The organism is Pseudomonas sp. A25(2017) (assembly GCF_002001065.1).
In the GTDB taxonomy this organism is placed as follows: domain Bacteria; phylum Pseudomonadota; class Gammaproteobacteria; order Pseudomonadales; family Pseudomonadaceae; genus Aquipseudomonas; species Aquipseudomonas kilonensis.
The window spans coordinates 246,549-272,045 of sequence record NZ_MUOA01000046.1 but is presented as its reverse complement, the minus strand read 5'-3'; the positions used below and the strand labels follow the sequence as shown (position 1 = coordinate 272,045).

Here is a 25,497-nt window from a genome sequence, read left to right as displayed (position 1 = left end):
GGCCGCTACTACTGCTCCAGCTCGTTGATGATCTGACTGATTTTCGCCCGCAGCCAACGGTGCATCGGATCCCCCTCCATGGTCCGGTGCCAGAGCATGAACTCACGCATCACCGGGATTTTCACCGGTGGTTGCAGGATGCGCAGCGGCAGGTAGTTGGCGTAGAGCCTGGCCATGCGCTGGAGCATGGTGGCGACGCGTTGGGTGCCGACGATCAACTGCGGCAAGGTGTTGAAGTCGTGGGTCACCACTTCCATGCGTCGGGTGAAACCGTACTGGCTCATCAGCCATTCTTCGACGCTCAGTTGCCGGTTGCGGCCAAAAATCACCGAGACATGGCCCATCTCGATGTACTGATCGAGGGTGATGCTGTCGCCCACTTGGGTGTTGCCGTCCCACACCACGCAAACGTGCTCTTCTTCGAACAGCAGCTGCGATGGGTGGCCTTCGATGAGGTAGCGCTCAGGCACGATCATCATGTCGGCCTCGCCGCGCATCAGCATCTCGGTGGACGTGTCGCCGGGGCCCAGCAGTTCGAAGGTGATGTGCGGGGCCTCCAGGGAGATCTTCTGGATCACCCGGGCAAACAGGACGCTGATCAGATAGTCCGAAGTGATCAGGCGAAAATGGCGCTTGCTGGTGGCGGGGTCGAACACCGGTTTGGCGGTGATCGAGGACTGGATCGTCAGCAGTACCTGGCGCACGGGCGCCGCCAGTTCACGGGCATAGGGCGTGGGCTGCATCTTGCGCCCGACCTGTGCCAGCAGTTCATCTTCAAAGTAGAGGCGCAGCCTGCCCAGTACGCCGCTGGTGGCGGATTGGGTCATGTGCAGGCGTTCGGCGGCGCGGGTGATGTTCTGCTCTTCCAGTAACACATCAAGCGCCACCAGGAGATTGAGATCCAAGTGGTTAAAACGCATGGCGGTCTCGATTCTTGTATTTATTTTGTAAATACCTTCCGACCTTCCTATCGCGGCGTCAAGTCCCATGAGTGGGCGAGTCGAGCGATGCCTGTTCGATTTTTCACAGCACTTGGCGCTGTGCAGCCAGGTATCGCATTTGCCGATAGGTCGCATCCCGACAAGCGATTAGTCAGTGCGTTTTTGCCCCTTCAGTATCGGCCCACAGTCGGTTGGCCGTGAGGCTTTATCGACTCCAAGACCAGCCTCGGCAGCGCTCCGCCTGGCACGGCTCCCGTAAGCGGGGGGCTGGCCTGCGCTGAATAATTACAATGGAGTGGTAACTCAATGAACATCATTGGCCTTGATGCCTTGATTTTTGGCGTCGACGACATTCAAGCCTGTACTCATTGCCTGCGTGACTACGGTCTGCTGCCTGTCGATGTCGACAGCGAGGGCGGTCGTTTTGAAGCCCTCGACGGCACTGCCGTGATTATCCGTCGTGCGGACGATGCCAGTCTGCCGGCGGCCATCGGGCCTGCGCCTTCGATTCGTGAAACCGTTTATGGCGTGGCCAGCGCAACTGATCTTGAGGCCATCGCCGATGAACTGGGGCGCGATCGCCTGGTGACCCGCGGTGCCGATGGTTCCGTGCACAGTGTGGACGACATGGGCTTTGCCATTGGTTTCCAGATCAGTGTGCGGCGTGCGTACAGCGCGCCGGCGGACCTGACCAATGCGCCGGGCCATGCCCCCCAGCGCCCGGTCAACCAACCGGGCATCAGCCCCGATATGCAGGCCCTGCCGCGGACCCTGTCCCACGTGGTGTATTTCGTGCCGGATGCGGCCAAGGCCGAGGCCTTTTACAAACGCCTGGGCTTCGTGACCACCGACACCTTTGTTGGCGCGGGTCCGTTCATGCGTCCCGCCGGTTCCGATGACCATCACTGTTTGTTCATGATCCAGACGCCACCGCATATGAAGGGGTGCGAGCACTTCACCTTTCACATGGGCAGCGGCACGGAAGTGCTGTTGGCCGGGCGTCGCTTCGAGCAGCACGGCTGGACCAGCTTCTGGGGACCGGGCCGTCACCTCTTTGGCTCCAATTGGTTCTGGTATTTCAACAGCCCGCTGGGCTGCCACATCGAATACGACGCAGACATGGACAAGCACGATGACGCCTGGCAAGCGCGCCAGGCGCCGTTGTCGGCGGATAACTCGCAATTGTTCCTGTTCACTTCCCGGGAAAAATGGTTCCCCAGCGGCCCGCCACCGAAGCAGGCCTGAGTGCGGATGTCGTCCATGAGTCACGACGCCATTGTTCTCTGTCGCCTGGATGACGTGGTCGAAGGGCAGGCCCGCGGGTTCGATCCCCTGGGCACGGGGAAGGACAGCGTGTTCGCCCTGCGCCATGGCGGCGAGGTGCGGGTCTATCGCAACAGTTGCCCGCACCTGGCGGTGCGGCTGGAGTACCGCAAGGACCGTTTTCTCAGCGCCGATGGCAGCCAGATTGTCTGTTACGCCCACGGTGCCCGGTTCCTTCCGGACAGTGGCCTGTGCGTCTACGGACCGTGCCTGGGGGAGCGCCTGAGTGCTCTGCAATGGCATACGGAGGCCGATTGGCTGGTGCTCGAAGCGGGTCAGTTGGAAGCGTGTGGACCTTAGTTAACGTATCGCGGTTGCTGATACATCGTATCCCTACATGCGATTAGTCAAACGCCTGCTTTGCCGAGAAAGTGAACACAACGCGGTAGCGAATGCGTGCAGAAGTAGCCGTTAGTGAAGCCTGGGATCGCTCCGACAGAACACTAGCGTGAATAACAAGAATAAGAGTGAGACAAGCATGAACTCAGTGAAAAAAGTGCTTATTGTCGGTGGCGGTATCGGTGGTCTATGCGCCGCAATCGCTTTGCGTCGCAAGGACATTGAAGTCGATCTTGTCGAGCTCAAGACGCAATGGACAGTCTACGGCGTTGGCATCATCCAGCAGAGTAACGTCGTGCGCGAGATGGCCAAGTTGGGTGTGTTGGACGGCTACCTCGACGCCGCCTACGCGTTCGAGGATGTGACCATCAATACCACGGCCGGTGAACAGCTGGCGCGAATACCCGGTCAGCGCCTGGCGGGTCCCGAGTATCCAGCCAACGTCGGCATCTCGCGCCTGGCCCTGCATCAAGTCCTCAGCGAAACCACCATTGCCTTGGGCGCTTCGATTCGCCTGGGCTTGAGCGTCGAGACGCTGGAGCAGGTGGGCGAGGGCGTTGATGTGCTGTTCACCGATGGCAGTCGGGGTCGTTACGACCTGGTCGTGGGCGCCGATGGCCTGTACTCAACAATGCGCGGCTTGCTGTTCGGCGAGCAGTACCCGCCGCGCTTCACCGGCCAGGCGGTGTGGCGCTACAACTTCCCGCGTGCCGCCGGGATCGATCATCTGGCCACCTTCCAGGGACCTGCCGGTAATGCCGGGCTGGTGCCGCTGGGTTGCGACCAGATGTACCTGTTCGTGACCTCCCACGAGCCCGCCAACCCGAGGATGGATACCGCCACGCTGGCGACCCAGATGCGCCAGCGCCTGAGCGGTTTCACCGGGCTGATCGGCGAACTGCGCGAGCAGATCAGCGACAGCGAACGGGTGGTCTACAAGCCGCTGGAGGTGGTGTTCGTCAGTGAGCCTTGGTACCGCGGCCGTGTCGTGTTGATTGGCGACGCGGTACACGCCACGACGCCGCATCTGGGCCAGGGCGCCGGCATGGCCATTGAAGATGCCGTCGTGCTAGGCGAAGAGCTGGTCGCCGGCGGCAGCGTCGAACAGCAGCTCGAGCGCTTTATGGCGCGCCGTTATGAACGCTGCAAATTCATCAGCGAAAGCTCGGTGCTGGCCGGTGACAAGGAAATGGCCCACGACAGCAGCTTCGACCGGATCGGCCTGGTCAGGCGAATGCTCGAGGTCACGGCACAGCCTATCTGAGGCGCCGGCAAAACCGAATTCGCTCTCCCATGGATGCTTCATGCCTGTGCAGGCTGGGCCCGGCTCGACTGCGGGCGCCGTTTCACCAGAAGAGCTGACATACAACAACAATAAAGAGGGTTACTTCGATGGCTACTCGCAAGATCGCTGCGTCGCGGCGCGTCCCCTTCACCCTGACCCTTGCGGCCAGTCTGGGGCTTGGCGCTTCGGCTGCCCAGGCCTTTCAGATCGATACCGGCAACCCCGATCTCAGCTTGCGCTGGGACAACACGCTGAAGTACAGCGCGGCCTGGCGCCTGAAGGACCCCAGCAGCAAGCTCAGCGAAGGGCAGACGGCGTTGAACCAGAATGACGGCGATCACAACTTCGGCAAGGGGCTGATCTCCAATCGCCTGGATATTCTTTCCGAACTGGACATCGGTTATCACAACTTCGGTGCCCGCCTGAGCGGTGCTGCCTGGTATGACACGGTCTACCAGGACCGCAACGACAATAATGATGCGGCCAGTGCCAACCAACGTTCGGTGGGTTTCGACGAATTCACCAGCGACACCCGTCATCTGCATGGCGGTGACGGCGAACTGCTCGATGCCTTCGTCTACTGGAACGGTGAGCTGGCCGACCGTGCCTTGTCGGTTCGCGCGGGGCGCCACGGCCTGATCTGGGGTGAAAGCCTGTTCTTCGGCGGCAACGGCATTGCCGGGGCCATGGCGCCGGTGGACGTGGTCAAGGCGCAATCGGTACCCAATACCCAGTTCAAGGAAATCACCCGGCCGGTCAATCAGCTCTCGACCGCCTACCAACTGACCGACGATGTGTCATTGGGCGCCTTTTACCAGTTGGAGTGGGAGGCCACCCGCTTGCCGGGCTCCGGCAGCTATTTCTCCACCAGCGATACCATCGGTGAAGGCAATGAACGGCTGATCACTGGCGGGCCATTCCCGGATTTCCTTGGCGGTAATGCCAACAGCCCGGCCGCGTTTTTCCATGGCAAGGACAAGAAAGCCAGGAGCTCCGGCCAGGGCGGCCTGCAGCTCAAGTACAACACCGGGACGACGGATTACGGCCTGTACGCGCTGCAGTATCACGAGAAAACGCCCACGTTGTACTTGAAGCCGAATGCCACCGGGCCGAACTTCAGTACCGGGCAAGTTGGCGAATATTCCTGGGTCTACCCGGAGGATATCCGTGTCCTTGGCGCCAGTTTCGCCACCTCCGTGGATGAGTACAGCTTTGCCGGCGAGGCGTCCATGCGCTGGAACATGCCGTTGGTGTCCAACGCCCAGACCGTCCTGCCGGGCGTCGAGGCGGACAACAATGATGACGCCTTGTACGCCGTCGGCCGGACGGCCCACGTCAACCTCAATGTCCTGGCATCGCTGGGCCCTTCCTTCGTCGCCAATGAGGCCAGCCTGGTCGGGGAGATCGCCTGGAACCGCTTGCTGGCCGTGACCAAGAATCGCGCCGCCCTCGATCCTAACGCCACCGATGACGGCCTGGGCTTGAAGCTGGTGTACACGCCCACCTATCGCCAGTTCTTCCCGGGCGTCGATATCAGCGTGCCGGTGGGTATCAGCTACTTCCCCATGGGCAAGTCGGCGGTGATCAGCGGGTTCGGCCCCGATAGAGGAGGGGACATGAACATCGGCGTCTCCGCCACCTACCTGGACCAAGTGACCGTGGGGCTGACCTACACCCACTTCTACGGTCCCGAGGACACCAGCCTCAACGCCGCCAATCAGTTCAATTACAAGCAGTCGTTGAAGGACCGGGACTACCTGGCTTTCTCCGTCAAGACCACGTTCTAAGAGGATTTGCGCATGACCATTCAGTTCACTCTAAAGGCCTTGTGCTTAACCCTGCTGGCCGCCACCGCGCCGATGACCCTGGCCGCCAGCGCTGAACAAGCGGCCGCGCTGGGCAAGACCCTGACACCCTTCGGTGCCGAGAAGGCGGGTAATGCCGACGGCAGCATTCCGGCCTGGGACGGTGGCTACACCAAGGTCGATCCAGGCTATGTTCCGGGCGGCAAACGTGGCGATCCGTTTGCCGCGGACAAACCCTTGTACAGCATCACCGCCCAGAACCTGGCCAAGTACGCCGACAAGCTCAGCGACGGCACCAAGGAGCTGTTCAAGCGTTTCCCGGACACCTATCGCATCGATGTCTATCCGACCCGGCGCACAGCCGCCGCGCCGCAGTGGGTCTATGGCAACACGCTCAAGAACGCGACCCGCGCCAAACTGGTCGACAGCAGCGCCGGCCTGATCCCCGACGGGGCCTATGGCGGGATCCCGTTTCCGATTCCACAGAACGGTACCGAAGCCATCTGGAACCACCTGCTGAACTGGCGCGGCACCTCGGTGGCGGCGCATTTTCGCCACTATCTGATGACGGCCGACGGCAACCAGGTGATGACCAGCGACGGCCTGTTGACCCAGGAGATGCCCTACTACTTCGAGGAAGGCGGCCCTGAAAACTACTCGGGCGACTACTGGCAGGTGCACTTTGTCAATTCCGGCCCGGCGATTCGTGCCGGCGAACAGATCCTGGGGCGTGAGAACATCAACGGCGAAAAATCCCAGGCCCATGTCTATCTGGCCGGTCAGCGCCGGGTGCGCACGTTGCCCAACGCCTGCTGCGATACACCGACGCCGTCCACCGCCGGGGTCATGTCCTTCGACGAACTGTTCGTGTGGCAGGGCCGTACGGACCGGTTCGACTGGAAACTGGTGGGCAAGCAGGAAATGTACGTTCCCTACAACACCAACAAGGTGCAGACCGCTGCCCAGCCGCAAGACCTGTTCGCCAAGCACCATCTGAACCCTGACTACGTGCGTTGGGAGTTGCACCGCGTCTGGGTAGTCGAGTCGACATTGGCTGCCGGTAAGCGTCACCAGTTGCCCAAAGGCCGTTACTACCTCGACGAAGACACCTGGCAAGCCCTGCTCGGCGACCGTTGGGACGCCAGCGGTCAACTGGCCAAGACCCTCTGGTCCCTGCCTTCCGTATTGCCCGACCTGCCAGGCCTGGTGCAACTGTCTGCCGGTTTTTATGACCTGACTTCGGGGGCGTGGTTTATCCAGAACGTCTACGCCGGATTGCCGGATCAGTATCACGCGGTCGATCGCTACAAGGCCTCGGAGTTCTCGCCAGCGGCGATGGCCGGTCGCGGCGTGCGTTGAGTCTGAGCTGAGCGTGAAGGGCAGGCCTGTCGGTCTGCCCTTGGGGTGCGAGTGTTTTTCCGAGGTTAGGTTATGAACAGAATCAGTCAGGCGAGCGCTGCGCTCTTGGCCCTGTATTTGCCCTTCGCCACGAGCGAGTGCCTGGCAGGACCGACTACCGTGGGCGCACCGTTGAGCACCCCGGCCATGCCGGTGCCGGCGGCGCAGAAGAGCGTATTGATCGATCTGGCGCGGGCCGGCACACGTCTGGTGGCGGTGGGCGAGCGCGGCATGGTGCTGCTCTCCGACGACAATGGACAAAGCTGGCGCCAGGCCTCGGTACCGGTTTCGGTCAGCTTGACGGCGGTGCAGTTTGTCGATGCACAAAAGGGTTGGGCAGTGGGTCACGCTGGCGTGGTATTGGCCACGCGTGATGGCGGTGAGCACTGGACGCTGCAACTCGACGGCGCGCGTGCGGCACAGCTTGAACTGGATGCAGCCAAGGCTGACCAAGCCACGGCAGCCAACCCGGATGACGCATTGGTACGTGTACAAAATGCCGAGCGTCTCGTTGCCGATGGCGCTGACAAACCCTTCCTGGCACTCGAATTCATCGACGCCCAACACGGGCTGATCGTCGGTGCCTACGGCCTGGCGCTGTGGACCGCGGACGGCGGCGCCACGTGGCAGTCGCTGATGGGGCACATCGCCAACCCGAACGGGATGCACTTGTACGCCATCAGTCATCAGGGACCGCGCTGGTTTCTGGCTGGCGAGCAGGGTTACCTGGCGCGCTCGGATGACGACGCGGTGTCGTTCAGTCAGTTGGAAAGTCCCTATGAAGGCAGTTTCTTCACCTTGCAGAGCCGCGCCGATGGCGCCCTGTTGGTGGGTGGCCTGAGGGGCAATGCCTTCATATCCAATGACGGTGGCGCAAGCTTCCAGCACCTGTCTGTCCCTATGCCGATTTCTTTCAACGACGCCACCCGCCTGGCCGGCGGCCAAGTGCTGCTGGTCAACCAGGGCGGCGCGCTGTTTCTCAGCGCTGAGCAGACCGGGGCGGCGCTGCAGCCACTGGGCAAGCCCTTGGGCAAACCTGTTTCAAGTGTGATCGAGGCCGCCGATGGCAGCTTGATCGTTGCCGGTTTCACCGGGCTGCAGCGTCTTGCGCAGCCATCCACTGCCGCTTCGGAGTGAGGTTATGACGTCCCCTGGTAATTTTTCCCAGTCCCCCGCGAATGCGTTCGAAGACTTTGATCCGCGTTCCGGTTCGGTGCTCGAGCGAGCCCTGTTCAACCATCGCCTGTGGGTGTTGCTGCTGTGCCTGGCGACCACGCTGGTGCTGGGTTGGCAGTCCAGTCGTGTCGAGCTCAACGCCAGTTTCGAAAAAATGATTCCCACCCATCAGCCCTATATCGCCAACTACCTTGAGCACCAGAAGGAACTGAGCGGGCTGGGTAACTCGGTGCGCATCGCGGTGGTCAACAAGCGGGGCGACATCTACGACAGCGCCTACCTCAAGACGCTGCAGGCATTGAGCGACAAGATCTATCTGCTGCCCGGTGTCGACCGCGCGTACATGAAGTCGCTCTGGACACCGGCCACGCGCTGGGTGGCGGTGACCGAAGCGGGCCTGGACGGTGGGCCGGTCATTCCGGATAACTATGATGGCGGCGCCGCGAGCCTGGCGGCATTGCGGCGCAATGTGCAACTGTCCAACGAAATCGGCCAGTTGGTGGCGTTCGACCAGGCCTCGAGCATCATCCAGGTACCGCTGCTGCAGCGCACCCCCGATGGCCAGCCGTTGGACTACACCCGGCTGTCGCAACAACTGGAATCGCTGCGCAGCCAGTACCAGAGCGACAGCATCGACATTCGTATCACCGGTTTCGCCAAGAAAGTCGGTGACCTGATCGCCGGCCTGCGGCAGATCCTGGTGTTCTTTGCCGTGGCGATCCTGATCACCGCCGTGGTGCTCTACTGGTACACCCGCTGCATCCGCAGCACCTTGCTGGTGGTGTTCTGCTCGCTGGTGGCGGTGGTCTGGCAGCTCGGCCTACTGCCGCTGTTGGGCTATCAGCTGGACCCCTATTCGGTGCTGGTGCCGTTCCTGGTGTTTGCCATTGGCATGAGCCATGGCGCCCAGAAGATGAACGGCATCATGCAGGACATCGGGCGCGGCATGCACCGGGTGGTCGCCGCGCGCTTCACCTTCCGCCGCCTGTTTCTCGCCGGTCTCACCGCGCTGCTGTGTGATGCGGTCGGCTTTGCGGTGCTGATGATCATCAAGATCCAGGTGATCCAGGACTTGGCGATGATCGCCAGTATCGGTGTAGCGGTGTTGATCTTCACCAATTTGATCCTGCTGCCGGTTTTGCTCTCCTATGTGGGCGTCAGCCGCCGCGCCGCGCGACTGAGCCTGAAAAGCGAGCACGCTGAACAGGCCGGTCAGAATCGCCACGGGTTCTGGCGCTTTCTCGACCTGTTCACCCAGCGGCGCTGGGCGGCGTTGTGCATCGCCCTGAGCCTGGCACTGGCGATGTTCGGTTTCATCGTCAGCCTGCAATTGAAGGTTGGGGATCTGGACGCTGGCGCGCCCGAGCTGCGGGCCGACTCGCGCTACAACCAGGATGACGCGTTCCTGACCCGTCATTACGGCGCCAGCAGCGATCTGTTCGCGGTCATGATCAAGACGCCAGCCAGCGCCTGTTCGCGCTACGACATCCTGCGCAAGGTCGATGCCCTCGACTGGCAGTTGCGCACCTTGCCAGGGGTTGATTCGACCAATTCGCTGGCGCTGCTGAACCGCCGGATGCTGGTGGGCCTCAGCGAAGGCAGCCCGAAGTGGTATGAGCTGCAGAACAACCAGGCGATGCTCAACATGGTCACCGCCGGGGCGCCGCGCGGGCTGTACAACGAAGACTGCAGCCTGCTGACGCTGTACGTCTACCTCTCCGACCACAAGGCGCAAACCCTCACCCGCCTGGTGGAGCACGTCGAACAATTCGCCGCGGCGAACAATACCGACGAGGTCCAGTTCCTCCTGGCCGCTGGCAATGCCGGGATCGAGGCGGCGACCAACATTGTCGTCAAGCAGGCTAACCGCGAAATGCTGTTCTGGGTCTATGGCGCCGTGATCCTGCTGTGCCTGATCACGTTCCGTTCCTGGCGCGCCACGATTTGTGCGGTGATTCCGCTGATGCTCACGTCGATCCTCTGTGAGGCGCTGATGGTCTGGCTGAACATCGGCGTCAAGGTCGCGACCCTGCCGGTGATCGCCCTCGGCGTGGGCATCGGCGTCGACTACGCGCTGTATGTGATGAGCATCCTGCTCGGTCATATGCGCCAGGGCACCAGCCTGTCGCAGGCGTATTACCGGGCACTGCTGTCCACCGGCAAGGTGGTGATGCTGACCGGTGTGACCCTGGCGATCGGCGTGGCCACCTGGATGTTTTCGCCAATCAAGTTCCAGGCTGACATGGGCGTGCTGCTGGCCTTCATGTTCGTCTGGAACATGGTCGGTGCGCTGGTTCTGTTGCCGGCCCTGGCTCACTTCCTGTTGCCGAGCAAACGTGTCAGCACGGGGCAGGCCGAGGCCGGCCCCAACCACTCGACGAGCCTGCCGCTGATGCCGGCCGTAGCCGAGGAGGGGGTCTGCGTGAAGCACTCGCTGCGCCTGACTTCGGGACACGATCAAACGACAACAGCCGCCAATCCCGTCGCGTCATAACAACAAGAAAGGACTTTCCCATGCCTCGTGTGTCGCTGTTCCAGCAGTCTTTATGGCTTGACCTTATCGCCGGCCTGAGTGCCTTCGGCATGGCGTTCTGCGCGACCCAACCACCGGAGGTGCGTGATGAGCGTTGAACGCCAGGCAGGTTTGCCACAGTCGTTGTTGCTGCTACTCGGCAGTTGCCTGCCGGTGCTCGGTGCGGTGCTGCTGGCTCCCATCCTGCCGCGTATGCAGGAGCACTTCGCCGACACGCCGGGTGTGGCCGTGCTGGTGCCCATTGCCCTGACGCTACCGGCGTTGATGATTGCACTGTTGGCACCCGTGGCCGGGATCATCGCCGACCGGCTTGGGCGCAAGCCGTTGCTGATCGGTGCGATGTTTCTCTACACCGTCTGTGGCGTGCTGCCGCTATGGCTGGAGTCGCTAGAGGTCATCGTGATCAGCCGCGCCGGCATCGGGGTGGCCGAAGCGGCGATCATGACCTGTTGCACCACGATGATGGGCGACTACTACAGCGGCGCGCGGCGTGAACGCATGTTCGCCCTGCAAATGGTTGCGACCTCGTTGTCGGCGGCGATTTTCATTGCCGTCGGTGGCGTGCTCGGCGAACACGGCTGGCGCACGCCGTTTGCCTTGTATGGGCTGGGGCTGGTGTTTCTGCCGCTGATGGTCTGGTTGCTGTGGGAGCCGCGGGCGCAGGTCGTCACCGCGACAACCGCGGCGGGCAGGGCATTCCCCTGGCGCCCCTTGGCGCCGTTGTATGCCCTGGCATTCCTGGCGGGCTTGAGCCTGTTCATCGTGCCGGTACAAGTCGGTTACCTGCTCAACCTGCTGCATGTCGAAGGCTCGCAGCAGATCGGTATGACCATGGGCGCCAGTCAGTTTGGCGTTCTGGTCGGCGCCCTGAGTTTCCGTCTGTTGCGTGGTGTCCCTGCGCACCGGCAGATGCTCCTGGCTTTCGTCGCGGCCGGTATCGGTGGCGGGCTGCTGGCGGTGGCCGACAGTCATGGGCTGGTGGTGATCGCGGTACTGATCAACGGCCTGGGCATCGGCCTGATGATGCCGACCCTGCTTACCTGGATCATGAGCCTGGTCGACTTCCAGCAGCGCGGCCGCGCCGCCGGCGGCTTCACGGCGATGTTCTTTGCCGGTGAGTTCGCCAGCCCGCTGGTGGTGCTGGCGATCACCGGGGGAATGATCAGCGCTTTGCCTGCCGCACTGGGAATTGTCGCGGGTGTTCAACTGTTGGTGGCCCTGGCCTGCATTCGGTTGCGTGGCCGCAGGTCAGCTTTTCCCGCTGCGGTTGCCGCAGACGCTGATCGCTGATCTGTCCATTCGACGTGTCATCAAAATAAGAAAAACGAGGAGAACATCATGAGTTATTTGCTCAACACCTGGTACATCGCTGGATGGGCAGACGAGCTGGCGCAAGGAGGCATGCTGGGCAGAACCATCGTCGAGCAACCCATCGTGTTCTTTCGCAATAGCCAGGGGGCGATCCAGGCGCTCGTCGATCGTTGCCCGCACCGTTTTGCCCCGCTGCACATGGGCAAGATTGTCGGCGATAGCGTCCAGTGCCCGTACCACGGCCTGCGTTTCGATGGCAGCGGTCAATGTACGCACAACCCCCATGGCGATGGGAGTATCCCCAAGGCCGCCTGTGTCCGCGCGTTCGCGGTCGCTGAGCGCCATGGTGCGATCTGGGTCTGGCCTGGCGATCCGAACCTGGCCAACGATGCGCTGATCCCTGATTTTTCCTTCTTCGAGCAGGCGCCAACCGATGCCAAGGGCCATGGGTATTTGCCTACGCGCGCGCACTACGAGCTGCTGGCCGACAACATCATGGACTTGAGCCACGTTGATTTCCTGCACCCCGATACGCTCGGTGGCGGAGCGTTATCCCGCACGCGCGCCACTATCGAGGAGCTGCCCAACGATCGCGTGCGCATCAGTTGGTGGGCGCCTGATGATGTGCCGCCACCGGCTTTTGGCGCTCACCTGGAAGATCCGAGCCGGGCAGACGTCTGGGCCGAGGTCATCTGGCATGCACCTGGCCTGATGCTGCTGGGCAGTGGTGCCACGCCTCCAGGGCGCCCCAGGGAAGAGGGGCCCGTCACGTGGAACCTGCATCTGATGACACCGCAGGACGCGACCAATACCCATTACTTCTTTGCCAACACGCGCAGTTTCGAGCAGGACAATGCCCAGCTGAATGCCTTCGTCCAGGACATGTTGATCGGTATTTTTGCCGGTGAAGACAAGCCCATGGTCGAGGCTCAACAGCGTCAGATTGGCGAGGTTGAGCTGCTTGGCCTTAACCCGGTGCTGCTGCCAGTCGATGCTGGGGCTGTGCGTTGCCGACGTGTTCTGCGTCGGTTGATCGCCGCTGAACAGCCGATGGGTAGCCAGTGATGATCGATGTCATCGTGACCCGCAAACGCCTCGAAGCCGAAGGTATCTACAGCTTTGAACTGGCCCCGGCCGAGCATTCCATCCTGCCTGCTTTCAGCGCCGGCTCGCATATCGACGTGCACCTGCCCAATGGCCTGGTGCGCCAGTACTCGCTGTGCAATCACCCCGAAGAACGCCACCGCTACCTGCTGGGCGTGTTGCTCGACCCGGCGTCTCGCGGCGGTTCGCAGGCCATGCACGAACACGTGCACGAAGGTAGTCGGCTGCGCATCAGCGAACCACGCAACCTGTTCCCGCTGGAGCATGCGGCCGGGTACAGCGTGCTGTTCGCAGGCGGTATCGGCATTACGCCGATCCTCTGCATGGCCGAGCGCCTGGCGCGGATCGGCGCGCCTTTCGAGCTGCACTATTGCGGTCGCTCGGCCGGGCGCATGGCCTTTATCGAGTACATCCGCCATTCGGCGTTTGCCCATTGCGTGCACGTTCATGTGGACGATGGTGAGGATGCTCAGCGTCTGGACAGCGCTCGGGTCTTGTCCGCGCTGGCGAGTGACCGCCACCTGTACGTCTGTGGCCCTACTGGCTTCATGGAGCACGTGCTCGGCACGGCGCGCGAGCAGGGCTGGGACGAGGCTCAATTGCACCGTGAGTACTTTACCGCCGCTGTCCCGACGGGCGAGCCGGGCAGCTTCGAGGTGCAACTGGCCAGCACGGGACAGTGTCTCCAGGTGCCGGCCGCGCTCAGCGTTGCCCAGGTGCTGCTGGAGGCGGGGATCGATATTCCGTTGTCCTGCGAGCAGGGCATCTGTGGCACCTGCCTCACGCGCGTGCTGGAAGGCGAGCCGGACCACCGAGACATGTTTTTGACCGATGCCGAGCGAGCCCGCAACGACCAGTTCACGCCGTGTTGCTCGCGTGCCAGGAGCGCGCGGCTGGTGCTCGATCTTTAAGGTTTTTTCCATGCATCCATTTTTACCCGCTGCCGCGCTTCGCCAACTGATTGAGGAGTCGAACATGCAACAACTTCCTGGTTTCAAACGCGTGGTCACCGGGCACGATGCCCAGGGCCAGGCGGTGGTCGCGCTCAGCGGCCCGACGCCCAACAGCTTCGCGCTCAAGGCCGTACCCGGCACGGTCTTCCATGAGATCTGGAACAGTGGCGCCAGCCCGGCCGCGCTGGATAACGGCGACGACCCCACCTGCAAACCGCTTCAGTTGAGCCCGGCACCGCTGGGCAGTGTCATCCGCGTGGTGGATATTCCGCCTGACAGCGTGCAGAACCAGGTCAGCGCCGAGGATGCGGCGGCGGCCTTCGCCGAAATAGGCCAGGCCCATGCCGGCACGGGGCAGGCTGACTCCAAGCACAAGCTGATGCACCGCACCGAAACCCTCGATTACGGCGTGGTCACGGAGGGGGAGGTCTGGCTGATGCTCGATGGCGAAGAGGTGCATCTCAAACGCGGTGACATCGTCGTGCAGCGCGGCACCAACCACGCCTGGAGCAATCGCACCGAGCAGATGGCCCGCATGCTCTTCGTGCTGCTCGATGGCCGCTTCGCACCCGAGCTGCAAGGAGAACAGGCATGAAGCTCAGTACCCTCAAGAATCACAACCGTGACGGTTGCCTGCTGGTGGTGTCCCGCGACCTGGCCTGGGCGGTGGATGCCAGCGATATTGCCGCGACGCTGCAGGATGCCATTGAGCAATGGCCGAGCGTCGAAACCGATTTGCGCGCCCGGTATGACGCCTTGAATGAAGGCGCGCTGAGCGGTGCCTTCGCCTTTGATCCGCAGCAAGCCGCCGCACCCTTGCCGCGCGCCTGGCAGTGGCTGGATGCCTCGTCTTTCCTCAGTCATGGCGAGCGGATGCAGAAGGCTTTCGGGCTTGACCCGATCGAAGGCGTTGAACACACGCCCCTGATGTATCAAGGCTGTGGCGATGACTTCCTGGGGGCCCACGACGACATCGTGCTGCCCAGTGAAACCCATGGTATCGATTTCGAAGGTGAATTCGCGGTGTTGGTCGATGAGGTCCCTATGGGCTGCTCGGCGCAAGACGCCGTCGACCATATTCGACTCATCGTGCAAGTCAACGATGTCAGCCTGCGTGCGCTCGCCCCCCGTGAAATGAAGACCGGCTTCGGCTTTATCCAGGCCAAATCCTCGTCCAGTTTTGCCCCGGTGGCGATCACCCCCGACGAGTTGGGCGAGGCCTGGCGCGATGGGCGTGTGCACTTGCCGCTGAAGGTTGAATGGAATGGCAAGTGGTTTGGCCATGCCCATGGCGGCGCCATGCATTTCGGTTTTCATCAGTTGATTGCCCACGCGGCATTGACCCGGCGCCTCAGGGCGGGCTGCCTGATCGGTTCCGGCACCGTCTCCAATGCCGATCCCACGGTTGGCGCTGCCTGCATCGCCGAACGTCGTGCCGTGGAGATGATCGAGCAGGGCGCGCCACAGACACCCTTCATGCGCTTCGGTGATCGCGTGCGCATGGAAGTCTTCGACTCACAAGGGCAGTCGGTCTTCGGAGCGATAGACCAGCGTGTCGTGCGTGGAGGCCTCCCATGCGCGTGATGATTACCGGGGCCAATGGTTTTGTCGGCCGGGCGCTGGTGAAACGATTGCTCGAAACCAATGAGTTACAAGGCCGGACGATCAGTGCATTGATTCTGCTGGATAAAGAGTTGGTGGGCTTTGCTGACGATAAGCGCCTGCGCCGGCATTGCGGCAGTGTGACCGACGCCGCGTTATTGCGCCGTGCGTTGGCCGATGGCATTGATGTGGTTTTTCACTTGGTCAGCATCCCGGGCGGCGCGGCCGAGCAGCACTATTGGCTGGGCTATCAGGTCAACCTGTTGGCAAGCCTGGAATTGCTTGACCAGTTGCGCGAACAGCCGGGCCGGCCGGTGCTGGTGTATGCCAGCAGCGTGGCGGTGTACGGCGGCGACCTGCCGGCCCGCATGGATGAACGTGCGGTGCCGAGCCCGCAGCTGAGTTACGGCGCGCACAAGGTGATGGTGGAAATGGCGCTCAACGACCTTGCCCGACGAGGCGAGGTGGACGGTCGTGCCGTGCGCCTGCCCGGCATTGTCGCGCGTCCACGTGAACCCAATGGACTGCGTTCGGCGTTCATGAGCGACCTGCTGCACGCCTTCGCCGAAGGCCAGCCATATTGCTGCCCGGTCTCACCGCAGGCGCAGGCATGGTGGATGTCCGTGCGGTGTTGCGTGGATAACCTGCTACGGGCCGCCGAACTGCCGGCTGCCGAGCTCGGTGAGTCACGCGTCTGGCAATTGCCGCTGTTGCACCTGTCCATTGCCCAGGTCATCGATGCCTTGGCCGCGGCCTATGGCCAGGAACGTCGCGGGTTGATCAGCTTCGCTCCGGATGCTGGGCTGCAAGCGTTGTTCGGCAATTTCCCAGCGATGAAAACCCCTCTGGCCCGCGCCCTTGGCTTTCGCCATGACGGCTCGGCAGCCGCCTTGATTCGTAACAGCTTGAACACGGCTACCCCGACGCGTCGTGCGCGTGGGCGGGTGGCGCTTGGAGTGAGCGAAAATGCAATCAACTAAACGCCGCCTGGTGGACCTGTCCGTTACCCTGGATAACAACCCCTACACCGATCCACCGCCGTTGCTGCCGAAAATCGACTATATGGACCATCAGCAAGGCTGGCCGGAGATGGCCGCGATGTTTCCCGGCCTGTCCAAGGCGCAACTGCCCGGCGACGAGTCCTGGGCGGCTGAGCGCCTGCAGATCACGACGCACAGCGGTACGCATATGGACGCCCCTTGGCACTACGCCTCGACCACGGACGGTGGCAAGCCGGCTTTCGGCATCGACGAACTGCCGCTGGACTGGTGCCTGCAACCGGGCGTGAAGCTGGACTTTCGTCATTTGCCGGATGGTCATGTGGTCAGCGCCGCCGAAGTGCAGGCTGAGCTGACGCGCATCGAACACGTCCTCCAGCCGTTGGACATTGTCCTGGTCAACACCCGCGCCGGGGCGCTGTTTGGCCAGCCAGGGTATCTGGATGCCGGGGTTGGCATCGGTCGCGAAGCCACGTTGTATCTGCTCGAGCGCGGCGTGCGCGTGGTTGGTACCGATGCCTGGAGCTGGGACGCGCCGTTCAAGTACACGCGCGAACGCTTCGCCGCCACGGGCGACGCCTCGATCATCTGGGAAGGGCACAAGGCCGGACGTGACATCGGCTACGGCCAGATGGAGAAACTGGCCAACCTGGAATGCCTGCCAGCCCACGGTTTCCAGGTGTCCTGTTTCCCCTACAAGATCAGGCACGCTTCGGCCGGTTTCGTCCGTGCCGTAGCGATTTTCGAGGAATGAGCGTGACTGCGGACGCTGCTTTGACGATTGTCGATCCTCGCTGGACATTGTTTGTGCGGGTCGCGGCGGCTGGAAGTCTCAGTAAAGCGGCTGTTTTACTGGATATGCCGCAGTCCATGGTCAGTCGAAACATTGCTCAGCTCGAATCGCAATGTGGCGAGCGGCTGTTTCATCGTACCGGCCGTGGGGTGCTCCTGACTGAGTTTGGAGAGCAGTTGCTACCTTGCGTATCGAGTCTTCTCGCGGACGCCGAAGGCCTGGCCGATGACATTCGTACCCGGCGTGGAAAACCGGTGGGGGAGGTGGTCGTAGGGATGCTGCCTTCGGCGGTCCGGCGGTTTGCCGGTACGCTTTTCGCGGCGGTACAAGCACAGATGCCGGGTGTGAGATTGCACCTGATCGAGGGCGCGAGTGCGCAACTCGAAGAGCAGTTGCAGGATGGTCGTCTGGATATGGCGCTGGTCCTGCGCGAGAACGAAGCCAGTATCGGCGAGGCGTATTTACTGGCCAGGCTGGCGCTGCATTTGATAGGGCCAGCCAGCGATCCCCTCTTTGCCGAGCGAGACATTGCGTTAAAGCGGCTATCCGGATTGCCACTGGTAGTCCCGGGGCGTCCCCATCTGTTAAGGGCCAGGCTCGATCATCTGGCCGCCGAACAGTGCGTGGAGTTGTGCGTTGCCGTGGAAGCCGACTCCGTCCAGCTCCAGTACGAAGTCGTCGCGGCAGGCGGAGGTTATGCGATTGCCTCTGTGCTGCCGGGCTCGCTGGATCAACGACTGATTTCATCGCGCATTATCGAGCCCGTGCTGGAGCGCTTTGTCGTGCTGGTCGAGTCGCCCCGTCGCCCCTTGACCCGTGCTTCCCGTGAAGTGCGACGGCTGATTTGCAATCTGTCCATGCCATCGATTTGAGCGATAGCTGCTTTCGATCCCCAGCAGTATCCGGTGGGGGGCGCCCCTCGTAGGGTGTCAGTCAATCAATGATTGATACCCGATTGCGAGGTTAGCGCTATGCATCATGCCCAAGAGCCCCAAGTCATTACCCCGACGCTTTTTCTCAGCGACGCCGATGTCGCCTCGCTCGCCGACTGGAGCACAGCCGTTGCCGCGCTCGCGCAGGCGTATGCCTGCCCCACGACGGATGCCATGGTGCCGCCTCGCTCCATGGCCCGCGGCGACGGTATCTGGCTGCGCAGTTTGACTGCTGTACCTCCCGCTGGCGGCCAAATGGGCTGCAAGTTGATCGCGGCGTCCATGCGGGCGCGCTGCGCCAGCTACCTGATTGCATTGTTCGACCAGCAAACCATGGCGCTCAGTGCCCTGATCGACGGCAATCGGGTGACGGGCTTGCGCACCGCTGCAACCGCTGCGCTGGCGGTTGATCTGCTGGCGCCTCAACGAGCACTGCGGGTGGGCGTGATTGGTGCCGGGTTTGAAGCGCGTGGCGCGCTTGACTGCCTCAAGGCCGTGCGCGATGTCGCCCGTGTCCGGGTGTTCAGTCCAACGCCCGCGAGCCGTGAGCGGTTTGCCGAAAGCTTCAGGCCGGGGCTGGATATCCAAGCGGTGAACACTGCGCAAGAAGCCGTGCAGGACTGCGATGTGGTGATTTGTGCCGCACGCAGTCGTGACGAGTCTGCGGTGTTGCAAGGGGCATGGCTTTGCGCAGGCGTGACGGTCGTGTCGTTGGGTTCCACCTTGCCTGAGCAACGGGAGGTTGACCCGGTCACGATGGAGCGAGCCGTCTGCATCGTCGCGGATATGCCGCAAGAGGTACTTCACGATACCGGCGACGCCATTGCTGCGATCAGTGCCGGTGTTTATGTCGCCGACAAACTAGTCGCGCTGTCGGATCTGGTCGCGGGTCGCGTCAATCCGCGCCAGAAAGAAAGCGACATCGTTCTCTACAAATCGGTTGGCTCGGCGCTGCAGGATGTCGTCATCGCACAAGCGTTGTACGAGCGCGCCAGGCAACAAGGCCTCGGCATCGAGCTGCCTGCCAGCATTGTCCCTGTCTCGAAATAACCCCTCCACTGTTCGAAGGAAAATCATCATGGCCACTTACAAGAAAGCTGATGCCCGCGCCTGGGCCCGTGAAAACCTGGTGGGCTGCTCGGCTGTCACCATCCCAAGCTTCAGTGCTGATCTGAAGCGTCTCAATGAGCGTGGCATACGCCACGACATCGAGCATACGGTTGGACTGGGTTACAGCAGCACGTTGCTGTGCAGTGAACTGGCGATCTCTGCCCAGGAAAACGCTCAATTCACCGCCTGGGCGCGTGAGTCGGGGAAAGACCTGATCCTGTTCTTCCATGCGGCTTTTGGCACGCTTGCCGAGAACATTGAGGCGGTGAAACTCGCTGAGAATGCCGGCGCCGACATCGTCCTGCTCTCCTACCCGCCGCAGTTCTGGCCGACCAGCGAGCAGGAAATCTATGACTACACCAAGTCGTTCTGCGATGCCACGGACCTGGCTGTCATGCTCTTCCCGATTCCGCTCTGGGGCTTTGAGCGCGTGCATCCGGCGGGTATGTCGTTGGAGTTGGTCCGTCGCCTGCTGGCCGATTGCCCGAATATCGCCGCCATCAAGTCCGAGCAAGGGTTTCCGTTGCCAGCGGGTATTTGCGAGATGTACTACCACTTCCGTGATCAGGTGGTGATCAGTTGCCCGATCGAAGCTGACGCAATCCCGTTGATGAGCCTGATGAAACTGCAGTTTTCCGGCACCAGCAACACCGCCTGGATGAGCGACTACTACCCGAAAGCTTTCGAACTGGCCCGCACGGGTCGCTTCGAAGAAGCGATGGAGCTGTATTGGAAGGTCAACCCGGCACGCGGTGCCAATGGCGCCGCCGCGCAAAGCTATGCCGGCGGCACCGGGGTGCTCAATCGCACGATGTGGAAGTACCAGGACTGGCTCGCCGGCTTCAACGGCGGCCCTCTGCGTGCCCCGGCGATGCGCGTGCCGGATCGCCTCATGAAGTCTTTGCGCCAAGGGCTGGTTGCGGCGGGCCTGCCGGTGACGTCGGACCCGGATAGCGCGTTCATGATCGGGCGTCACCCTTGCTGATTAAGAGGATTGCAAAGTGAAGCATTTACTTAAGGATCCGACGCTGTGGCGCACCGGTGCCTACATCGCCGGCGAGTGGCTGAACGAGACGCCGCACGGTCGGTACACGCTGCGTAATCCGGTGGATCAAGCGGTGCTGGCCGAGTTGCCACGCTGCCGCGAAACTGAAGTCCGGCACGCCATCGATGCAGCGCATGCGGCCTTTGGCCCATGGCGACGCTTGACGGCTAAACGCCGGGGCGAGGTGTTGCGCCGTTGGTATGAGTTGATGGTGGAACATCGTGAGGATATCGCCACGCTGATTACCCTGGAGGAGGGCAAGCCGCTGGAGGAGGCGCGGGGCGAGGTCGATTACGCTGCGTCGTTTGTGCGCTGGTTTTCCGAAGAAGCCACGCGAGTGCGCGGTGATTTGATTCCCGGCGTTAAGGACACGCAGCGCATTGTGGTACTGCGCGAACCCATCGGCGTTTGCGCTGCGATCACACCGTGGAATTTCCCCGCGGCCATGATCACGCGCAAGGCCGCTCCGGCGCTGGCGGCGGGCTGCACGATGGTCGTGAAACCGGCCAGCCAGACGCCCATGACCGCCCTGGCCCTCGCTGAACTTGCGCAGCGCGCGGGTGTGCCGGCTGGTGTGTTCAGTGTGATCACGGGGAGTGACACCCGCGACATTGCCGGTGAACTCACGGCCAACCCGTTGGTGCGCAAACTCACCTTCACCGGGTCCACGGAAGTGGGCCGGTTGCTGTTGGCGCAAGCGGCGCAGACGGTCAAGAAATGCTCCATGGAGCTGGGCGGCAACGCGCCGTTCATTGTCTTCGACGATGCTGATCTTGATGCGGCAGCCGACGGGGTGATGTTGGCCAAGTTTCGCAATGGCGGGCAGTCCTGCATCGGCGCGAACCGGGTGCTGGTGCAGGCAGGGATCTATGACGCACTGGCCGAGCGCATCCTCGAGCGCATGGCACGCTTGACGGTGGGCAATGGCCTGGAGCCGGGTGTACAGGTCGGGCCGTTGATCGATGACGCAGCGGTACGAAAATCCCAGGCCCTTGTTGATGATGCGCTGGCGCAAGGTGCTCGACTGCTGTCCGGCGGCAAGCCTCATGCGCTGGGTGGGTGTTTCTTCCAGCCCACCTTGTTGGCTGATGTGACTCATGAAATGCGGGTCGCTCGCGAAGAGATCTTCGGCCCGGTCATGCCACTGGTGCGCTTCGACAGTGATGACGAAGCCATTGCCATGGCCAATGACAGCGAGTTTGGCTTGGCGGCGTATCTGTACAGCCGTGACGCGGCCCGGATCTGGCGCAATGCGGCTCGCATCGAGTCGGGCATGGTGGGTATCAACTGCGGCTTGATTTCAAATGAAGTCGCCCCTTTCGGCGGCGTGAAGCAGAGCGGTCTGGGGCGAGAGGGATCTCACCTGGGGATCGACGAGTTCCTTGAGGTGAAATACCTCTGCTGGGATGGCCTGGAAAGCGTGTGAACCGCTATCGCGAGCAAGCTCGCTTCCACATGGGTTTGTGGGTGTTCACCGCACCTGGAAACAACACAAAAGCCTGTGGGAGCGAGCTTGCTCGCGAAGGCGTCGGCACATCCAACATCACCGCCAACTGACTCTCCTCGATCGCGAGCAGGCTCGCTCCCACAAGGGGACTGCGGGTGTTCAGCAACCCATCTCCTGTAGCGATACCTCGGATTGTGGAAAGCGATTTCAGCGCTGATAGCCAATTCGATAGTCTCGTCGTTGATCCGGCATTTCGGTCGGAACTTCATGAGTCTGCGGCATTGAGTCGATCGCGCTGCAGAGCCCGTCGGTGCGCCATGCAATGTCAGCCCGATTGAAATAAGAATAATTAGGAGAGCGTGATGATCGCAGCAGTCAAAAAGGTCCTGGTGATCGGAGGCGGATTCTCCGGTATGACCGCGGCTATCCAGCTCGCCCGCGAGGGCGTCGAAGTGGACCTGGTCGAGATAGATCCTCTGTGGTGTCCCCTGGGGGCCGGTATTACGCTCAGTGGGCCGACGTTGCGAGCGCTTGATACGGTGGGGATTCTTGAACGGGTGGCCGCAGAAGGGTATCTGTCGACCAATTTCGATGTGTTTTCACCGGTTGGCGAACTGATCGTGCAGTTGGCGCTTCGACCGCCGGTCAGCGACAAACCGATTCCCTGCGGCGGCGGCATCCTGCGCCCGGTGCTGGCTCGCATTTTTGCCGACAAAACGCGGGAAGTGGGCACCCACGTGCGCCTGGGCATAACGTTTGACAGCCTCATCGAGCATGCCGATGGCGTTGAAGTGTCTTTCACTGACGGCACCTCCGGGCGCTACGACCTGGTCATCGCCGCCGACGGTGTGCATTCGCGGATGCGAAAGGAGTTTTTCCCGGAGGCGCCCTCGCCAAAATCCATTCACCAGAGTGTCTGGCGCGCGGTGTTGAAGCGTCCGCAGGAAATCGTACGGCCCAGTCATTGGCTGGGGCGCACCAAGGTCGGCGTCAATCCGATTTCTGAAACGCATATGTACATGTTCCTCATGGAAAACCGCGAGTTTTCCGAGTGGATCGATCCGGCCAGTTGGCCAGGCGAAATGGCGCGTCTGCTGGGTGAGTTCCCCGCCCCGATCCTGCAAGCGCTTGTGCCGCAACTGTTCGAACCGGGTGCCAATATCGACTACCGTCCGCTGGCCAATTTGTTGGTGCCGTTGCCTTGGCATAAGGGCCGCGTTGTGATGATCGGGGACACGGTGCATGCCACCACGCCCCATCTGGCTTCCGGGGCCGGGATTGGTATCGAGAGTGCCATCGTGCTTGCTGAGGAACTGTTCGCCGATAACGATCTACAGGCTGCCCTGAGCCGGTTCGAAGCGCGGCGTTGGGAGCGTTGCCAACTGGTGGTCGAGAACTCTGCACGGCTGTGCGAGATAGAAAAAAGTGCGGGTGACAAGGATGAGCATGCCCAGATCATGCGAGAGTCCACTGCTACGTTGGCTGAACCTATCTGAGTGATTCAGCCCCTTCGGCTGGATGCCCTTGAATCACTTCAGCATCCAGTTCGAAGAAGGGCAGTGGACTTGATGCAGTTAATTAACTCATTAAATGTTTACTGACCCAGATCGAAAATGACGACCTCCTTGACGTATACGAAAAAAGATTCCGACGCCAGCACGACTCCTTCGTCAGACAGCTGCTGGAACAGTGCTCGCTGATACTGACGAAAAACAGAAAGATCGGCTTCATTTTCAAACCACAGGCTGGAAGTGCCTTCGTATACCGCGATGTCTGGCCCGAAATAGGACGTTACTCGGTCACCCTCGGGAAGGTATCTGGAGCGAGTGTGCCGACGTAGCACCTTTTGGAAGTCCGGGTATTGATTGGCAACCGTGTCGTGAGCTGAATCCCAGGCGGTGAAAAAGGCCTCCAGTTGCACGGTTGGGTTCTTCTTCAGGAAGACGATCGCCTTCCATTTGGAGGGGGCGGCACCGGCATTGGAAATCTCGACTTCATCCATCAGCTGAGCGGCCTGTTTTGACAGGTCGGCGAAGTTTTTTGCATCAGGCCCAACAGTTTGTTGGGTATAGGGATCGCTGAAGGTGTGAATCAAACCTGACATGTCATCAAAAAATAATTCCGTGACGGAGTCCCGGTGAAATGTTTGTGTGTAGGCGTTATCAGAGTCAACGCCGAAAGCTGAGTCGATGACATGATTTTGCACGTATCGTTTGACGCCTAAAGGTTTAGCCCGGGCGATTTCTCCATGCTGGTGTTCTATATAGTTCAAGAACTCAGCATGCGTCATGCCGGGTTTGCGGCGTACGGCAGCTAGCATTTTAATCATGAGGGCACTCGCGTCTGGTTGGGGTTGATGGCATTGGTCTTATCTTTCTAAACATCGAATGCGCTTTTGCAGGCGGTATTCACCGTGGTGATGTTTTAGAAACAAGATAAGACCAACGTTGTCCTCCAAACCAATCAGGGTTTCTGCTAGCAGGTATCACGTAAGAACATGCTTGATGCGTCTTTACCTGGCTGAGGCCTCTGCCAATGCTCTGAGGATAAGCCTCGGCACCTTCCACTGCCTGACCCGTCCGGCGAAAAAACATATTGCTAAGGCTGGCCTGCGGTCTTGGTGGAGACAATTTTGCCGTAATTTTCTGCTGGCGGTGTCTCGACCACCAACATACGTTCTTTGCGACACTTGAACTTCACCCCTTTGCGCGGCGCCATGACTCTGGCCGTCTCCATGCACATCGCCTTGGAAGCAAAGGTTGGCCCTGGTTGTCGTTCATCGACACAGCCTTCGAAGCCACTGCAGATCGTCATCACAACAAAATAGACAGTCATCATCTCGGTGTCGCTCCATTGAGTGATGCGATTGATTACTTCCTGTAGTCCAGGTTGGCGGCCTAAACGTTTTGCGGGGGTTGCCTGCGGATGATGAGCTTCGATTTGAACCCTCAGCAATGGCACATGGGTACCGTGCGTCGGGAAACCGTCACTGTATTAATTTATTTTTATTTGCTCGGTTTTTATGCCAATAAGTTGGCGTCATGCGGGCTGAAATGGACGCTTTGAGGAGCCGTTCGGGATAGCCGGCAGGCACCGATATTCAGGCGTTAAAAAGGAAAAGGGTGGGATAAAGGAAAATGCCGCTCAGTTAAGAAATGAAACCTGTGGGAACGGGCTCGCTCCCCGCTGGAAATTCCCTTTACCCACAAAGAACCTGATGGCAGCAGAACCGACTATCCTTTCGGAACACTGCATTCTTGGCAAAAAGGGACGTCATGCCTGACTTTGATCGCGCCACCGGCCCCAGACACGGCATCACATGCGGTGATCGAACCTGTTCGATTGGGCCCAGGTTTCCAAGATCCTCGTTACTCCGGATGGCTTCAATAACGGTTTCCTGTC

General features: G+C 61.2%; 23 protein-coding genes. 20 read left to right on the top strand and 3 right to left on the bottom strand.

What is annotated here, in order from left to right; all coding sequences use genetic code 11:
• Positions 1-8: 8 nt before the first annotated feature.
• Complete coding sequence (locus tag B0E42_RS08200) at positions 9-920, bottom strand: LysR family transcriptional regulator (RefSeq protein WP_053178948.1); 912 nt, start codon at positions 918-920, stop codon at positions 9-11.
• 327 nt (positions 921-1,247) lie between these two features.
• On the opposite strand from B0E42_RS08200, the gene B0E42_RS08195 reads away from it, so the two are divergent.
• The 20 genes from B0E42_RS08195 to B0E42_RS08100 all read left to right on the top strand — a co-directional run bounded on the left by B0E42_RS08195 (position 1,248) and on the right by B0E42_RS08100 (position 23,591).
• A complete protein-coding gene (locus tag B0E42_RS08195) occupies positions 1,248-2,186 on the top strand; it encodes a VOC family protein (protein ID WP_053178950.1) in 939 nt (312 codons plus the stop codon).
• 15 nt (positions 2,187-2,201) lie between these two features.
• The gene (locus B0E42_RS08190) at positions 2,202-2,564 is read left to right on the top strand and encodes a Rieske 2Fe-2S domain-containing protein (protein WP_053179363.1); all 363 of its coding nucleotides are present in this window, start codon (positions 2,202-2,204) and stop codon (positions 2,562-2,564) included.
• 178 nt (positions 2,565-2,742) lie between these two features.
• On the top strand, positions 2,743-3,867 hold the full coding sequence (locus tag B0E42_RS08185; protein WP_077506189.1) for an FAD-dependent oxidoreductase: 1,125 nt from the start codon (positions 2,743-2,745) through the stop codon (positions 3,865-3,867).
• Between the two features lie 128 nt (positions 3,868-3,995).
• Positions 3,996-5,675: a DUF1302 domain-containing protein gene (locus B0E42_RS08180; RefSeq protein ID WP_077506188.1), complete on the top strand. Its 1,680-nt coding sequence runs from the start codon at positions 3,996-3,998 to the stop codon at positions 5,673-5,675.
• 12 nt (positions 5,676-5,687) lie between these two features.
• Complete coding sequence (locus tag B0E42_RS08175; RefSeq protein WP_018600369.1) at positions 5,688-7,052, top strand: DUF1329 domain-containing protein; 1,365 nt, start codon at positions 5,688-5,690, stop codon at positions 7,050-7,052.
• Between the two features lie 72 nt (positions 7,053-7,124).
• A complete protein-coding gene (locus B0E42_RS08170; RefSeq protein ID WP_077506187.1) occupies positions 7,125-8,228 on the top strand; it encodes a YCF48-related protein in 1,104 nt (367 codons plus the stop codon).
• Between the two features lie 4 nt (positions 8,229-8,232).
• On the top strand, positions 8,233-10,761 hold the full coding sequence (locus B0E42_RS08165; protein ID WP_077506186.1) for an RND family transporter: 2,529 nt from the start codon (positions 8,233-8,235) through the stop codon (positions 10,759-10,761).
• A 126-nt stretch (positions 10,762-10,887) separates the two neighbouring features.
• A complete protein-coding gene (locus B0E42_RS08160) occupies positions 10,888-12,090 on the top strand; it encodes an MFS transporter (RefSeq protein WP_018600378.1) in 1,203 nt (400 codons plus the stop codon).
• A gap of 48 nt (positions 12,091-12,138) precedes the next feature.
• Complete coding sequence (locus tag B0E42_RS08155; RefSeq protein WP_018600379.1) at positions 12,139-13,176, top strand: aromatic ring-hydroxylating dioxygenase subunit alpha; 1,038 nt, start codon at positions 12,139-12,141, stop codon at positions 13,174-13,176.
• A complete protein-coding gene (locus B0E42_RS08150; RefSeq protein ID WP_018600381.1) occupies positions 13,176-14,126 on the top strand; it encodes a PDR/VanB family oxidoreductase in 951 nt (316 codons plus the stop codon). The genes B0E42_RS08155 and B0E42_RS08150 overlap by 1 nt, the downstream gene beginning before the upstream one ends.
• Before the next feature lie 64 nt (positions 14,127-14,190).
• Positions 14,191-14,763, top strand: coding sequence for a cupin domain-containing protein (locus B0E42_RS08145; RefSeq protein WP_053178958.1), 573 nt, complete (start codon positions 14,191-14,193; stop codon positions 14,761-14,763).
• Positions 14,760-15,752 carry a fumarylacetoacetate hydrolase family protein gene (locus B0E42_RS08140; RefSeq protein WP_018600385.1) on the top strand — a complete coding sequence of 331 codons (993 nt, stop codon included), beginning with the start codon at positions 14,760-14,762 and terminating at the stop codon, positions 15,750-15,752. Before B0E42_RS08145 ends, B0E42_RS08140 begins: the two co-directional genes overlap by 4 nt.
• Entirely contained in the window at positions 15,743-16,750 is a 1,008-nt protein-coding gene (locus tag B0E42_RS08135; RefSeq protein ID WP_077506185.1) for an NAD-dependent epimerase/dehydratase family protein, read from the top strand. The genes B0E42_RS08140 and B0E42_RS08135 overlap by 10 nt, the downstream gene beginning before the upstream one ends.
• Positions 16,737-17,522, top strand: a complete 786-nt coding sequence (locus B0E42_RS08130) for a cyclase family protein (RefSeq protein WP_018600389.1) — start codon at positions 16,737-16,739, stop codon at positions 17,520-17,522. The genes B0E42_RS08135 and B0E42_RS08130 overlap by 14 nt, the downstream gene beginning before the upstream one ends.
• Positions 17,519-18,433, top strand: a complete 915-nt coding sequence (locus tag B0E42_RS08125; RefSeq protein ID WP_018600391.1) for a LysR family transcriptional regulator — start codon at positions 17,519-17,521, stop codon at positions 18,431-18,433. Before B0E42_RS08130 ends, B0E42_RS08125 begins: the two co-directional genes overlap by 4 nt.
• Before the next feature lie 99 nt (positions 18,434-18,532).
• On the top strand, positions 18,533-19,543 hold the full coding sequence (locus tag B0E42_RS08120; protein ID WP_018600393.1) for an ornithine cyclodeaminase family protein: 1,011 nt from the start codon (positions 18,533-18,535) through the stop codon (positions 19,541-19,543).
• Positions 19,544-19,571: 28 nt separating this feature from the next.
• Positions 19,572-20,588: a dihydrodipicolinate synthase family protein gene (locus B0E42_RS08115; RefSeq protein ID WP_077506184.1), complete on the top strand. Its 1,017-nt coding sequence runs from the start codon at positions 19,572-19,574 to the stop codon at positions 20,586-20,588.
• 16 nt (positions 20,589-20,604) lie between these two features.
• A complete protein-coding gene (locus B0E42_RS08110; RefSeq protein WP_018600397.1) occupies positions 20,605-22,074 on the top strand; it encodes an NAD-dependent succinate-semialdehyde dehydrogenase in 1,470 nt (489 codons plus the stop codon).
• Complete coding sequence (locus B0E42_RS31440; protein ID WP_256578280.1) at positions 22,071-22,205, top strand: hypothetical protein; 135 nt, start codon at positions 22,071-22,073, stop codon at positions 22,203-22,205. The genes B0E42_RS08110 and B0E42_RS31440 overlap by 4 nt, the downstream gene beginning before the upstream one ends.
• Positions 22,206-22,457: 252 nt before the next feature.
• On the top strand, positions 22,458-23,591 hold the full coding sequence (locus B0E42_RS08100) for an FAD-dependent oxidoreductase (RefSeq protein WP_077506182.1): 1,134 nt from the start codon (positions 22,458-22,460) through the stop codon (positions 23,589-23,591).
• 98 nt (positions 23,592-23,689) lie between these two features.
• On the opposite strand, the gene B0E42_RS08095 is transcribed toward B0E42_RS08100, so the two are convergent.
• Both B0E42_RS08095 and B0E42_RS08090 read right to left on the bottom strand, forming a co-directional pair.
• Positions 23,690-24,424 carry an EthD domain-containing protein gene (locus tag B0E42_RS08095; RefSeq protein WP_018600401.1) on the bottom strand — a complete coding sequence of 245 codons (735 nt, stop codon included), beginning with the start codon at positions 24,422-24,424 and terminating at the stop codon, positions 23,690-23,692.
• A 269-nt stretch (positions 24,425-24,693) separates the two neighbouring features.
• Complete coding sequence (locus B0E42_RS08090) at positions 24,694-25,056, bottom strand: hypothetical protein (protein WP_139353114.1); 363 nt, start codon at positions 25,054-25,056, stop codon at positions 24,694-24,696.
• Between the last annotated feature and the right edge of the window lie 441 nt (positions 25,057-25,497).

Excerpts from the sequence above, each read along its gene's own strand:
- B0E42_RS08200 (WP_053178948.1), bottom strand. The coding sequence starts at position 920 with ATGCGTTTTAACCACTTGGATCTCAATCTCCTGGTGGCGCTTGATGTG.
- B0E42_RS08195 (WP_053178950.1), top strand. The coding sequence starts at position 1,248 with ATGAACATCATTGGCCTTGATGCCTTGATTTTTGGCGTCGACGACATT.
- B0E42_RS08190 (WP_053179363.1), top strand. The coding sequence starts at position 2,202 with ATGAGTCACGACGCCATTGTTCTCTGTCGCCTGGATGACGTGGTCGAA.
- B0E42_RS08185 (WP_077506189.1), top strand. The coding sequence starts at position 2,743 with ATGAACTCAGTGAAAAAAGTGCTTATTGTCGGTGGCGGTATCGGTGGT.
- B0E42_RS08180 (WP_077506188.1), top strand. The coding sequence starts at position 3,996 with ATGGCTACTCGCAAGATCGCTGCGTCGCGGCGCGTCCCCTTCACCCTG.
- B0E42_RS08175 (WP_018600369.1), top strand. The coding sequence starts at position 5,688 with ATGACCATTCAGTTCACTCTAAAGGCCTTGTGCTTAACCCTGCTGGCC.
- B0E42_RS08170 (WP_077506187.1), top strand. The coding sequence starts at position 7,125 with ATGAACAGAATCAGTCAGGCGAGCGCTGCGCTCTTGGCCCTGTATTTG.
- B0E42_RS08165 (WP_077506186.1), top strand. The coding sequence starts at position 8,233 with ATGACGTCCCCTGGTAATTTTTCCCAGTCCCCCGCGAATGCGTTCGAA.
- B0E42_RS08160 (WP_018600378.1), top strand. The coding sequence starts at position 10,888 with ATGAGCGTTGAACGCCAGGCAGGTTTGCCACAGTCGTTGTTGCTGCTA.
- B0E42_RS08155 (WP_018600379.1), top strand. The coding sequence starts at position 12,139 with ATGAGTTATTTGCTCAACACCTGGTACATCGCTGGATGGGCAGACGAG.
- B0E42_RS08150 (WP_018600381.1), top strand. The coding sequence starts at position 13,176 with ATGATCGATGTCATCGTGACCCGCAAACGCCTCGAAGCCGAAGGTATC.
- B0E42_RS08145 (WP_053178958.1), top strand. The coding sequence starts at position 14,191 with ATGCAACAACTTCCTGGTTTCAAACGCGTGGTCACCGGGCACGATGCC.
- B0E42_RS08140 (WP_018600385.1), top strand. The coding sequence starts at position 14,760 with ATGAAGCTCAGTACCCTCAAGAATCACAACCGTGACGGTTGCCTGCTG.
- B0E42_RS08135 (WP_077506185.1), top strand. The coding sequence starts at position 15,743 with ATGCGCGTGATGATTACCGGGGCCAATGGTTTTGTCGGCCGGGCGCTG.
- B0E42_RS08130 (WP_018600389.1), top strand. The coding sequence starts at position 16,737 with ATGCAATCAACTAAACGCCGCCTGGTGGACCTGTCCGTTACCCTGGAT.
- B0E42_RS08125 (WP_018600391.1), top strand. The coding sequence starts at position 17,519 with ATGAGCGTGACTGCGGACGCTGCTTTGACGATTGTCGATCCTCGCTGG.
- B0E42_RS08120 (WP_018600393.1), top strand. The coding sequence starts at position 18,533 with ATGCATCATGCCCAAGAGCCCCAAGTCATTACCCCGACGCTTTTTCTC.
- B0E42_RS08115 (WP_077506184.1), top strand. The coding sequence starts at position 19,572 with ATGGCCACTTACAAGAAAGCTGATGCCCGCGCCTGGGCCCGTGAAAAC.
- B0E42_RS08100 (WP_077506182.1), top strand. The coding sequence starts at position 22,458 with ATGATCGCAGCAGTCAAAAAGGTCCTGGTGATCGGAGGCGGATTCTCC.
- B0E42_RS08095 (WP_018600401.1), bottom strand. The coding sequence starts at position 24,424 with ATGATTAAAATGCTAGCTGCCGTACGCCGCAAACCCGGCATGACGCAT.